The organism is Jeotgalibaca ciconiae (genome assembly GCF_003955755.1).
Classification (GTDB): Bacteria; Bacillota; Bacilli; order Lactobacillales; family Aerococcaceae; genus Jeotgalibaca; species Jeotgalibaca ciconiae.
In genome coordinates, this window is record NZ_CP034465.1 from 2514260 (window position 1) to 2526804 (window position 12545).

9 protein-coding genes are annotated in these 12545 nt (G+C 36.4%); 5 read left to right on the plus strand and 4 right to left on the minus strand.

Features of this window, described 5'->3' with window-relative positions; translation table 11 throughout:
- Positions 1-19 precede the first annotated feature (19 nt).
- Complete coding sequence (locus tag EJN90_RS11690; RefSeq protein ID WP_126111449.1) at positions 20-1345, plus strand: DRTGG domain-containing protein; 1326 nt, start codon at positions 20-22, stop codon at positions 1343-1345.
- 16 nt (positions 1346-1361) lie between these two features.
- The gene (locus EJN90_RS11695; RefSeq protein WP_126111451.1) at positions 1362-2339 is read left to right on the plus strand and encodes a DHH family phosphoesterase; all 978 of its coding nucleotides are present in this window, start codon (positions 1362-1364) and stop codon (positions 2337-2339) included.
- Positions 2340-2404: 65 nt separating this feature from the next.
- On the opposite strand, the gene zwf is transcribed toward EJN90_RS11695, so the two are convergent.
- Entirely contained in the window at positions 2405-3889 is a 1485-nt protein-coding gene (gene zwf / locus EJN90_RS11700; protein ID WP_126111453.1) for a glucose-6-phosphate dehydrogenase, read from the minus strand.
- A gap of 188 nt (positions 3890-4077) precedes the next feature.
- On the opposite strand from zwf, the gene EJN90_RS11705 reads away from it, so the two are divergent.
- Entirely contained in the window at positions 4078-5397 is a 1320-nt protein-coding gene (locus EJN90_RS11705; RefSeq protein WP_126111455.1) for a DEAD/DEAH box helicase, read from the plus strand.
- 136 nt (positions 5398-5533) lie between these two features.
- Here the strand turns inward: EJN90_RS11705 and EJN90_RS11710 are convergent, their stop codons facing one another.
- Positions 5534-6319, minus strand: coding sequence for a DUF1189 family protein (locus tag EJN90_RS11710; protein WP_164544083.1), 786 nt, complete (start codon positions 6317-6319; stop codon positions 5534-5536).
- 152 nt (positions 6320-6471) lie between these two features.
- Between EJN90_RS11710 and EJN90_RS11715 the strand changes: the two genes are divergently transcribed.
- Positions 6472-7080, plus strand: coding sequence for a superoxide dismutase (locus EJN90_RS11715; RefSeq protein ID WP_126111459.1), 609 nt, complete (start codon positions 6472-6474; stop codon positions 7078-7080).
- A 27-nt stretch (positions 7081-7107) separates the two neighbouring features.
- Here EJN90_RS11715 and EJN90_RS11720 read toward each other — a convergent pair whose 3' ends face one another.
- The gene (locus EJN90_RS11720; RefSeq protein ID WP_126111461.1) at positions 7108-9762 is read right to left on the minus strand and encodes a YfhO family protein; all 2655 of its coding nucleotides are present in this window, start codon (positions 9760-9762) and stop codon (positions 7108-7110) included.
- 175 nt (positions 9763-9937) lie between these two features.
- On the opposite strand from EJN90_RS11720, the gene EJN90_RS11725 reads away from it, so the two are divergent.
- Positions 9938-11971: a penicillin-binding transpeptidase domain-containing protein gene (locus EJN90_RS11725; RefSeq protein WP_126111463.1), complete on the plus strand. Its 2034-nt coding sequence runs from the start codon at positions 9938-9940 to the stop codon at positions 11969-11971.
- A 37-nt stretch (positions 11972-12008) separates the two neighbouring features.
- Here EJN90_RS11725 and EJN90_RS11730 read toward each other — a convergent pair whose 3' ends face one another.
- Positions 12009-12542 (minus strand): hypothetical protein, encoded by a 534-nt coding sequence (locus EJN90_RS11730; RefSeq protein ID WP_126111465.1) that lies wholly within the window; start codon positions 12540-12542, stop codon positions 12009-12011.
- Positions 12543-12545 lie beyond the last annotated feature (3 nt).

The window sequence follows — 12545 nt, forward strand, 5'->3', positions numbered from 1 at the left end:
AAACGTGAGAGGGAATAAAATGGCAACAAAGCATGAGCAGATTATTCAGTATATAGAAACACTGCCAGTGGGCGAGAAACTTTCTGTTCGTTCAATAGCAAAGAATCTAAAGATGTCCGAGGGAACTGCTTACCGGGCAATTAAAGATGCAGAAAATATCGGACTTGTTTCTACAATTGAAAGAGTAGGGACAATTCGAATTGAACGAAAATCCAAAGACAACATCGAAACACTTTCTTTTGGTCAGATAGCAAATATTATTGAAGGCGATATTCTTGGCGGCAAAAAAGGGTTGGATAAAACACTTAGTAAATTCATTATTGGTGCAATGCAGCAAGATGCAATCGATCGTTACATTAGTCCCGGATCCTTGATGATTGTCGGAAATCGAAACAATATTCAAAAGTATGCACTAGAAAAAGGTGCCGCTGTTTTAATTACCGGTGGTTTTGATACAGATGAGGAAATATTAAGATTAGCGGATGAAGTTGAAATGCCAATACTACGTACAACTTATGATACGTTTACTGTTGCTACAATGATTAACCGTGCAATGACAGATCAACTGATTAAAAAAGAAATTATGTTGGTAAATGATATTTTTACTCGTTTAGAGGAGACAAAATATTTATTTATGGACCAAACAATTCTGGAATATCGCGAATTAAACGAAGAGAGTAGACATTCGCGCTTTCCGATTGTTAACCATAATATGCGTTTAGTGGGAATGATTACTGCAAAAGACACATTAGGGAAATCAGATAACCTTTCCATGGAAAGAGTCATGACAAAAGATCCGATTATCGCTAAAACTCACATGAGTGTCGCAAGTGTTGCTCACCGCATGATTTGGGATGGGCTGGAAGTTCTTCCTGTAGTAAAAGATAATTTGCAACTACTTGGAATCATTTCTCGTCAAGATGTCATGAAAGCAATGCAATTGGCACAAAGACAGCCTCAAGTAGGGAACACGATCGAAGACCAAATCCTAAGCGGCATTGAAGTTTACGAACGTGAGACAGTTGCTGGAGAGTTGCCTGTTTATCGATTCCAAGTAACACCGCAAATGACAAATAATATTGGTACGGTTTCATTTGGTGTTCTTTGCGAAGTTATTTCAAATGTAACGAAAAAAATCTTACACCAATTCCAGAAAAGAAATGCGGTAGTTGAACAAATGGATGTTCATCATTTTAAGATGATCCAGATTGACAGTATTATTGAAATTCGAACCAATATTTTTGAATTAGGCAGACGTTCGTCAAAATTAGACGTAGAAGTTTACCTAGAAAATTCAATTGTTGCGAAAGCAATTGTTGTTTGTCAAATTATGGAAAGAACGTAAAGGGGAGCTATACATATTGTTTACACAATTATATGAAGATATTTATCAATCAGTTGAAGAATTTAATACCATCATCATCCATCGGCATGTCAGGCCTGATCCTGATGCATTAGGATCACAATTAGGGTTGGCTCATTTGATTCGTAACCGGTTCCCAGAAAAGAGTGTCTTTGCGGTAGGGGAAGAAGTTGAAAGTTTATCCTTTATTGGAAAAATGGATGAAGTTAACACGGAACTTTATAAAGATGCGCTGGTTATTGTAACTGATACAGCCAATCGACCGCGTATTGACGATAAACGTTTTTCAAAAGGAAAGAAAATGATTAAAATAGATCACCATCCTGATGAAGATCATTACGGTGATATTAGTCTTGTTAATGATAAAGCAAGCAGTTGCAGTGAAATCATAGCAGATCTTTCCTTATATTTGAACGAACGATTACCGTTGACAAAAGAGGCAGCAAGAGCTTTATACGCTGGAATCGTTGGGGATACTGGACGTTTTCTATATGCGGCTACCACTGCAAGAACGATGCAAATTACCTCAAAGTTAATGGAATTTGATTTTTCTGCATCGGAAATCGGACAGCTGATGAATACGAATACTAAAAAGGTTGCTAATTTATCAGGTTTTGTTTTACAAAATATTGAAATCAGTGATTTAGGCGTTGGTCATATTATCCTAACTAAGGAAATTCTAGAAAAGTTTGATGCAAAAGATGAGGATACAGCGCCTGTTGTCCCGCTTCCAGGTACCATTGAAGGGATAATGTGCTGGGGGATTTTTGTAGAGCAAGAGACTGGCAGCTATAGATGCCGGCTTCGTTCAAAAGGACCGATTATCAATGAAGTCGCAAAACTTCATGACGGTGGAGGACATCCATTAGCGAGTGGAGCAAATGCGAAAGATCTCGAAGAAGTAGAAGAAATCATCCATCAGTTTGAAGAGTTGATGGTAGAGTGGAATAAAAGCAGCGAAGAGCCTGTTCTATAATCACGACGTATATTACTAAAAAACAAGAGCCTATCCGCAGGATGCAAATAGGCTCTTGTTTTTGATTATTTTGTATGTTTCCAATTGAATTCGATCCAGTTATTTCCATCTTTTTCAAGTAACTGGTAGCTTTCTTTTGGTCCCATTGTGCCACTCTCATATTGGTATAGTTGATCAGGCTCTTCATCCCATATTTTACGGATTTGATCGATGAAACGCCATGACTGTTCAACTTCTTGCCAATGAGTAAAGTTCGTAGGATCGCCATTTAGACAATCCAATAGTAGACGTTCATATGCTTCTGGACTATTCATTAGTGTTTCTTCATCCATAATTTGGTGCATACGAATGTTTTTCATCTCGGTTCCTTGCCCGACTTTCTTTGTGTTTAATCGTAAAGAGAAGCCTTCTAATGGAGAAATGTGAATGGTTAAAATATTTGGTTCAGCAATTTCATCAACATCTTCTGTCGGGAAAAGGTCCATTGAAACATGTTTGAATTGAACATGAATATAAGTTTCTTTTTGAGCCATGCGTTTCCCTGTACGGATATAAAATGGTACACCCGCCCAACGGAAATTATCAACGGATATTTTTCCTGCAACAAATGTTTCTGTATCGGAATCCGAATTTACGTTAGGTTCATCTAAATAACCTGCAACCTCATCATTCGATGTGTATTGCCCTCTAACAAAGTTTTCCCAAACTTCATCTTTAGACTTATAAACGCGGAGAGAGCGGAGCGCTTTAATTTTTTCAGCACGAACGTCCTCACCAGACAGCGACATCGGCGGCTCCATAACGAGTAGAGCAATAATTTGCAAGACATGGTTCTGCACCATATCGCGGAGAGCGCCTGTTCTATCGTAATAACCGCCACGATCCTCGACACCGACTGTTTCAGCTAGTGTAATTTGGATATTGTCGATATACTTATTATTCCACAGTGATTCAAAAATCATATTGGAAAATCGAACCGCAGAAATGTTTTGAACCATTTCTTTTCCTAAATAATGGTCAATACGATAAATTTGATCTTCTGTAAAGGAATGACTTAATTGCTCATTCAATTCTTTTGCAGTGTCTAAATCAGATCCAAATGGTTTTTCAATAATGAGACGACTAAAACCGTCTTTTGTAATTAAGCCATTTTGTTTTAACATGTCACCGATCGTACCAAAAAATTCTGGAGCCATTGCTAAATAAAAGATACGGTTATTTTTCAGCGTATACTTTTCATCTAATCGATCTGATAGTTTTTTTAATTCGACATAGTGAGCAGCATCTTTAACATTATGAGAAATGTAGTAAAAATGAGAAGTGAACTTAACTAATTCATCTTCATTATCAACTAAATCTTTTACTGACTCAGCGATAACTTCATGGAAATAGTCATTTGTCCATTCACGACGAGCAGTTCCAATAACTGCAAAGTTTTCATTAATAAATCCTTTTTTATAAAGTCGGAACAGGGATGGATAAAGTTTACGATGCGCTAAGTCACCCGTTGCTCCAAAGATAGTGAACAGTGCGCTAATATCGGTGTTCATGGAAAACCTCCTCCGTATATTGGAAAATATTCATTGTTTCATTATACTATTTTCATTTTTCATGTGCAAGCTCGTATTTCACATTATGAAAATAATGACTTTAAAATTATGAGAATTTTGAAATAAAAAGGACTCTACAACCGATTGTGTTATAATAACAAAAAACTAGAAATACAAAGAGGTGGAACATGAATTTTAAACAATACAACTTTCAATCTTTCATTATGGAAGCAATTGAAGAATTGGGATTTAAAGAACCAACTGAAATTCAACAACGTATTATTCCAATCATTCAATCGAATAAAAGTGTTGTTGGAAGATCTCAAACAGGATCTGGAAAAAGTCACAGTTTCTTATTGCCAATTTTAAATAAAATTGATCCGACTAAAGATGAAGTACAAGCAATTATTACTGCGCCAAGCCGTGAACTAGCAGAGCAACTTTATCAAGTTGCTGCTCAAATCGTTGCAAAGGCACCAACCGAAATCCGTGTAACAAATTACGTAGGCGGGACAGACAAAAAGAGACAATTAGCGAAGTTAGAAAATAATCAGCCCCATGTTGTTATCGGAACCCCAGGAAGAATTTTGGATTTGGTGAATGAACAAGGATTAAAAGTTCATACAGCAGGGATACTTGTAGTAGATGAAGCAGACATGACACTAGACTTAGGGTTTCTACATGACGTTGATCAGATTGCTGGCAGACTGCCAAGAGAGTTGCAAATGTTAGTCTTTTCCGCAACGATACCTCAAAAATTGCAGCCATTCCTGATGAAGTATATGGAAAAACCACAAATTATCAATTTGGAACCTAAAGATGTGATTGCTCCGACGATTACCAATTATTTATTACCAACTAAAGGACAAACAAAAATAAAAGTATTAGAAGATGTTTTATCGATTGGACAGCAGTATTTTACGCTCGTCTTTGCAAATACAAAACAAAATGTAAATGAAATTGCGAATGCGTTAAAAGAAAAAGGATACGATTGCGCGGTTCTGCACGGAGATATTCCAGCTCGTGAAAGAAAGAGAATTATGAGAAGGGTTCATAATTTGGAATACCAACTAATGATTGCGACGGATCTAGCTGCTAGAGGAATCGATATTGAAGGAGTTTCTCATGTTATTAATTATGAAATTCCAAAAGATAGTGATTTTTTTGTTCACCGCATTGGTCGTACGGGTCGTAAAGATTTAGCAGGAACAGCTATTACCCTCTATTCGCCAGATGAAGAAAAGTCAGTGAACGAACTAGAACGTATTGGAATTCAATTTCAAACAGTTCGAATAAAAGACGGTGGATTTGAAGAAATAGACGATCGTAGAAATCGTCAACGAAAAAACACTAAGAGTCAAACGGAAGTTGATCCACGTATTCGAGGAATGGTTAAAAAGGCCAAGAAAAAGGTTAAACCCAACTACAAGAAAAAGTTAAATGAACAAATTAAAAGACAGTCTAAAACGAATAGAGGTTCAGACTTTAACCGAAAGAAAAAGAAATAAGCATGGAAGACAAATTCTTTAAAAAAAGGAACGGGGATAATTTAATTTATCCTCGTTCCTTTTTAAGTTATGCCATCAATGGCTTGCGTAAATTAGACCAATCGCTTCCAATGGGCGCTTATCCGTTTTTCTTAAATCAGGTAATGTTTTTTAGATAACTTTTTACACCTTTATAATACATATAAAGTACAATCGTTAAAAGGATATATGTTTGACCGCCTGGTTGTATAGAAAAACTATTCATGACTGAAAACAATAGGAATGGAACGGCACTTGCCAACATAATCATTTTCCAATTAATTGAAAATGGCAAGCGGACCTTCATGAATGCTGACAATAAATTAGCCAGTAAAGTGAAGTAAAATAAATGGAACACTGCTTCAAAAGTTCCAGTAATGAAACTAAAAACGATCATCGTAAGGATAAGAACCACCGTTGTATTACTAAATTGTAGTAGAATGGTTCGTAAGAAATTATCAGTAAGACCATTTAAATCAGTATAAGCAAAGGTAATTGGAATTCCTGTGGCATAAAAAGACACATGCTCTTTGCTGAATAAAAGATTAATAGGTGTGTTTTGAATATCCTTTTGTTCCAAACGATCTTCATATTGATCGTTTGTATCAATAATCAAATTAACAAAATCTGTTTTTGCTACAATTGCTTTATCCAAAGGCTCTTCAAAGATAATTTGGCCATCTTCAATAATAAAAGCTGGCAGATGGCTTTCTATCCGTTCCATATCGTTAGCCATTAAGGAGAATTGAGAGAGGCCAGATATAAAATAAGGGATAGAAACAAAAAAACAGATTAACAGAAAAAGAAAAGTTGTTTTTCTTTTGTTTAATTCGATTGCCTTCCAGATTTCAGAAGGATGAAAGAAAGTTGTTGTTATTAAACGGAGTAAGGATATCGGAATCACTCTTTTCTTTGTTAAAAGTATAGTGTAATCTTATCGAAAATGACCGAAAAAGGCAATTCAGAAAAAAATAATAAGCTTTTACTTTGAATTATATAGCGCGAAATGGTACTCTTATATTAGATTGAAATTTCATTTTTAGGAGGAATTTACAAATGGCATTTACATTACCGGATTTACCATACGATTACAACGCATTAGAACCACATATTGATGTGGACACGATGCACCTGCATCATGATAAACATCATGCAACTTATGTTAAGAATGCAAACGCAGCGTTAGAAAAACATCCTGAGTTAGCTGAAAAATCTGTGGAAGAATTACTAAAAGATATTGATTCAGTTCCAGAAGAAATTCGTACTGCTATCAGAAATAACGCTGGGGGACACGCAAACCACAGTTTATTCTGGGAAGTTCTTTCTCCAAATGGCGGGGGAGAACCAACAGGCGCAATTAAAGATGTAATTGACGAAGCATTTGGAAACTTCGCAGATTTCAAAGAAAAGTTTACAGCCGCAGCAACTGGTCGTTTCGGATCAGGATGGGCATGGCTAGTAGTAACAGACGGAAAAGTAGAAATCACTTCTACACCAAACCAAGATAGTCCATTAATGGAAGGTAAAACTCCTGTGTTGGGATTAGACGTTTGGGAGCATGCTTATTACTTGAAGTATAAAAATGTGCGTCCAGATTACATTGCAGCATTCTGGAATCTTGTTAATTGGGATGAAGTTAACAAACGTTACGAAGCAGCAAAATAATCAGATATTCAAAAACCGTTCCTTAAATTAGGAACGGTTTTTTCTATTTCTGATGACGAGTAGGAGAACCACTGAAAATGCTCCAACTGAAATCCACATTCCTTCTGCTAAATAAGGAGTTTTATATTTTAGTTGAATGTGATGGTCGCCTGGTTCAATAGATGCGCCAAGCAAACTGCCTAAAACTGGAAAAGTATTTACCTTCTCTCCATCAACTAGAACATCCCAACCTTCAGAAAAAGGGATTGTGATCAATAGAATCGGGTTATCTTGTGCAATTTTAATAGTTCCTTCGATATTGGTTTGGCTGAAAGAAGTGAGGGTAATTCCTTCTTTTTTTCTTTCAGCAACAACCTCTTCGAATTGTTCTTGATTAAAGCGGTAAAGTTTCATATCTCGGATTGTTAGGGTATCTTTTAATAGTTCGAAGCCAAAACGAATGGTTTGATCGTTTTGATTGCTTGCGACATTAATGATTTGGTCGCTGCGATACGTCTTATAATAAGAAAGATCCTCTCCATTTAATCGTAGTTTTGCATCTTCGTCATCTATGCGTGAATCCAGTATAAGATAATAAGAATCATTTGTTTCAGGTACAAATTGTGATTCAATGGATGCAGACTTATCTGAATCATCTTTCGTATACGTTTTATTAAGGGAACCTTGTAACGGAGAAGAAATATTTTCTGTAATCGTTGTACGGATTCCTTCCTCAGTATAAAAGGGTGATTCATAGACATTCAGAGACAGTGCTTTTAAAATGTTCTCTTGGTTACTGATTGGATTATTTTCTTTTAAGCGAACATCTAGTATTTCTTCAGGAGCCGCAAAGATAAATGAAAGTGCATTTTCATTTAAATAACCAGTCGTTCGGTAGTGATCAGCAATTTTTTGATAATGACTTAAATCAGGACGTGTTGAATTTGCATTTATTTTATAGACGGACGAAGAATTTTGAAATTCATCGGACAATGGTTTATTTTCAAATAAATAACGGATTCCAAAAAATGCATCTGTAAACAAAGTACCTGTCGAATAGGAAACAAATCCATTCCCTTCCGGAAAGCCTAAATAGCTATATAGTTCGGGGACTTCTTTTTCAAAAGTCGAACTAAAGTGTGAAGCGGATGGGTAATTAGCTTGAAAACTATCATTTTTAGACCGCTGAAAAACTTTTTCTATCCGATAAAATTCATCTTTCTTCGGGCGGACATTCGCTAACATATCGTTTAATACGAGCTGGTAGTCATTAAAAGGCGCCATTTTCACATAACTTAAGCGAGTGAGATCGATTGCAGCATTGGTGCTCATTTCGACTACTGCCGTCAATAGCAAGACGTAGGGCATCCACTTATATGCACTTTCTCTGACTAAGAATAAAACAAGCACAAATATTAAAAAGAGGACCGTGGTAAGAACTTGGAAGGGAATAACAAATTCAAAATCTTGTTCTAAAACATATAAAGCACTCCCAGTTTGCAATATCAATAACAAACAGGCAAAAGAAAGCGGGAAAGATTTGTTTTTTTGAATACTACGAAAGCCATTCAGAATGAAAAAGAAACACACAACAAAAGAGAATCGATAAGGATACCAAATCGGGTTTTGGAATCCATGCCATGCTTTATTCAAAATCTGTACGTTCATCGATAAAAAGAAAAAGACAGTAACAGCCAGTGCTACCATACGCTCTTTCAGCGAAAACTGACGGTTAAAAAAATAAAAAAGAAAACCGACAAGGGCGATCGTACCGATGAATAAATTTGGATGTCCACTGGGAAGCTGGTCAAAATTGAAAGAACCTATATAGAATTTAGAAAGCACTTCTGGAAAAGGGTACTCCAAACTCCAATCAATCGCGTCGGAAGTGTAACTCGCTTTTCCACCCAATAAAGAAACGAAATTAGGCAACAGAGAAAATGCGACCAAACAAGCTCCTAAAATGGAATGGAAGGCGAAGCTGATTGTTTTTTTACAATAAAAAATAAATCTCTCGGAGAAGTTTTTACCCTTTGTTTGTTCTTGTTTTGATAAAGCAAATAAAAAATAAAAACAAATAAAAAGACAAATCATATAGGCGATATAATAATGAGAAAAAAGCATGATTGCTAGTGTGACAGTGTAAAAGAAGCCTTTTTCACCGTCAATTAATTTCTCTACTCCAAGAACGATGAGAGGCAAGAGGATCAACCCGTCTAGCCACATTACATTTAACTGATTAGCAATCGTATAACCCATTAAGGCATAAGAAACAGCAAAAGTAGGTACTAAATATCCTTGACCGTCAAATTTTTTAATTAGCAAATAGGCAAAAGACAGGCCGGAAGAAGAAATTTTCAGGAGTATTAATAAGGTAACTCCAACTGGTAAATATCGTTGAGGAAATAACAACAGCAGTAAATTAAACGGGCTGTTTAAATAATACCCCCAGACTCCGACCATTTCTCCGCCGATTCCTTTTACAAAGGAGTAAAAGATTGCGTGTGGCTCTTCGAGAAGGGTATGCCGATAATAACTGTAGAAATCAACATACTGTTGGCCTAAATCAATCGTTAAAAGGGTGTTATTCCCAAACGGATAAACGCCCATGAAAACATAAATGATTGCCATAATAGAAAAAGGCAATAAAAAAGATAATAGCAGTAATTTTTGTGTTTTTCTTATTGATTCGGTTCGTAACATATGGCAGGCAGCTCTCCTTTCTAAATCACTAATAATAAAATAACATAGTGAATTATTTATTGCACTGCTTCTGCCATGAATCTTATCAGAACTTTATGTTTTATACATTGTTAAGGCAATCTTTTTTGTTATAATAGGGTATTGAAAAAGATTTATATAAATAGGAGTGTGGACATTGGGAAAGTCTAACCAAAAGCACAAAAAAAAGAAGTCGCACATACCTTTTCGTTTGAATCTCTTGTTTTTTATTGTATTTATTCTATTTTCGGCAATCATTGTTCGTTTAGGTTATTTACAGATTATTAGAGGAGACGAATTTGAGGCAATTGTAAGAAGAACGGAAACCACGATTGTTACTCAGAATGTTCCTCGGGGACTGATTTACGATCGTAATGGAAATGTCCTTGTAGGCAACGAAGCGCAACATGCCGTTATTTATACAAGAGGAACAGATGATACTGCGACCAATATGGCAGAGACAGCTGGTAAGTTGGCAGAAATTTTAACAGTTGATGCAGAAAACCTCACTGAAAGAGATTTGAAAGATTACTGGGCTGCCACTCATCGTGAAGCTCTATTGGAACGGATGACTGAAGAAGAGAAGCTTCTTTCAGGTGATAAAGTTTATGAAGTAGAACTGTCGAAAATTACTGAAGAGGATATTAACTTTTCAGATGAAGAGAAACAGGCAGTTGCTATTTTTAAAAGTATGAATAGTGCCACTGCACTGACAACGGTCAATATAAAAAATGTAGATGTAACAGATCAAGAACTTGCAATGGTTAGTGAGAATATTTCTTCCCTTCCTGGGATCGATATTTCGAAAGATTGGACACGCGTATATCCACATGGCGATTTATTAAAAACAATTCTGGGTGGAGTAACTTCTGAAAAAGCCGGAATTCCAACAAATCTTGTCGAATCTTATCTTGCAAAAGGGTATGCCCGGAATGACCGAGTGGGTAATGCCTACTTGGAACAACAATACGAAACCGTGTTGCGTGGTTCGAAAGCGCAGTATGAAACAATCACGAATCAGGATGGGGAAACAATTAAAACAACACAATCTTATGTTGGCAAACAAGGGAATAATTTACTTTTAACAACAGATATCGAGTTTCAAAAGAAAATTGAAGAAATTGCTACGAATTATCTGGAAAGCGGATCAGATTCATGGGGAGACCGTATCTATATTGTTGCTATGGATCCCAATAATGGCGATATTATTGGGATGACCGGAAAACAAATTGATAAAAATACAGGAGAAGTGTCTGATAATGTTCATGGGGTGTTAAATGAAAGTTTTATCATCGGATCATCAATGAAGGGTGCCACAGTTCTTGCTGGGTACATGGATGGGGTTATTTCTGAGACGGATAATACGATGATTGATGAGCCAATGAAGTTTGAGGCAACTAATAAAATCGCATCTTTGTTTAATCAGTCTTACAATAATCAAGTTCCTCTAAGCGACATTCTTGCTTTAGAGAAATCATCAAATACCTATATGGCAAAAATTGCAATGATGATGGGTGGTAAGTATACCTATGAATATGAAGAGAAAATTGATATGGATATGGATTTAGCGCTTGCTAAACTACGTACTTATTATGGACAATTTGGCTTAGGTGTTCGAACGGGGATCGATTTGCCGTCTGAATCGACAGGTTATCTTGGAGAAGCAAGTGATCCTGGACAAGTTCTTTTTGAAGCTTTCGGACAATATGATAATTATACACCCCTTCAACTGGGGCAATATATTGCAACGATTGCTAATGGCGGTACTCGTTATGCACCCCGTCTTGTGAAGGAAATAAGAGGAACGAATAGTGACGGTAGTTTGGGACCAGTCGAATTGGTAAAAGAACCAAAAATAATGAACCAATTGAATGTTAGTTCAGAAGCAATCGCTCGCGTTCACCAAGGAATGTGGCAAGTGATGCACAGCCCGACAGCTGCTTCTACGCGTATTTTTGGAGCCGATTATGCATATCGTGCTGCTGGGAAAACTGGTACAGGAGAATCCTTTTATCAAGGAAGTATCAAATCTTTGACAAACGAGGAATCAACAAATTCTACATTTGTCGCCTTTGCACCATTTGAGAATCCTGAAATTTCAATAGCAGTTGTTATTCCTTACTTATTAAACGACACTTCACCATCCACGGTAATCGCAAAAGAAGTGCTGGATGCGTATTTCAAAGATTAAAAAAAACGGACGAGGATTGCTTCCTTGTCCGTTTTTTCTATTCCATTGTAATGGTATCTAAGATTTGTTCTTGAGTCATGTCTTTCGATAAGTCATAAGAGCCGTATTGAAGCTTGGATGTTAGGTCGTTATCTTGCAAGTAATTCTCAGCATCTTCAACACTATCAATCAAGCCAGCTTCTACCAAATTTTGTAATACGACAGAAGAAGGCTGCCCTTCATGAATTAAAAAGACAATTTGATTATCGGACTGTAAATCGTCCTCAGCTGCTTCACTTTCAGAAGTTGTTGATTCAGTTTCTTCGTTCACAGATTCAAGCTCTTCATTATCGCTACTTTCTTCAGAAAGAGTTGTTTCAGAATGTTTTGATTGCATCTCTTTTTTTAAAAGCTCATGCTCTACAAGAAGCTCTTCATATTTATTTTGATAATCGACCATATTACTGGTGTCTGTTTCTTCTGAACCTTCTTTTTGAGCAGCTACAGGTGAAGCGAACAAGTTATAGGCTGATAAAAGGAGGGCGGAGAAAAAGAAACCCAGTGCTAAAAAGCGTAATCTATCTTTAGTCATTAT

What these genes read in the sequence shown, in the direction of transcription:
- EJN90_RS11715 (WP_126111459.1), top strand. Translation starts at nt 6,472, where the DNA reads ATGGCATTTACATTACCGGATTTACCATACGATTACAACGCATTAGAA.
- EJN90_RS11690 (WP_126111449.1), top strand. Translation starts at nt 20, where the DNA reads ATGGCAACAAAGCATGAGCAGATTATTCAGTATATAGAAACACTGCCA.
- EJN90_RS11705 (WP_126111455.1), top strand. Translation starts at nt 4,078, where the DNA reads ATGAATTTTAAACAATACAACTTTCAATCTTTCATTATGGAAGCAATT.
- zwf (WP_126111453.1), bottom strand. Translation starts at nt 3,889, where the DNA reads ATGAACACCGATATTAGCGCACTGTTCACTATCTTTGGAGCAACGGGT.
- EJN90_RS11720 (WP_126111461.1), bottom strand. Translation starts at nt 9,762, where the DNA reads ATGTTACGAACCGAATCAATAAGAAAAACACAAAAATTACTGCTATTA.
- EJN90_RS11730 (WP_126111465.1), bottom strand. Translation starts at nt 12,542, where the DNA reads ATGACTAAAGATAGATTACGCTTTTTAGCACTGGGTTTCTTTTTCTCC.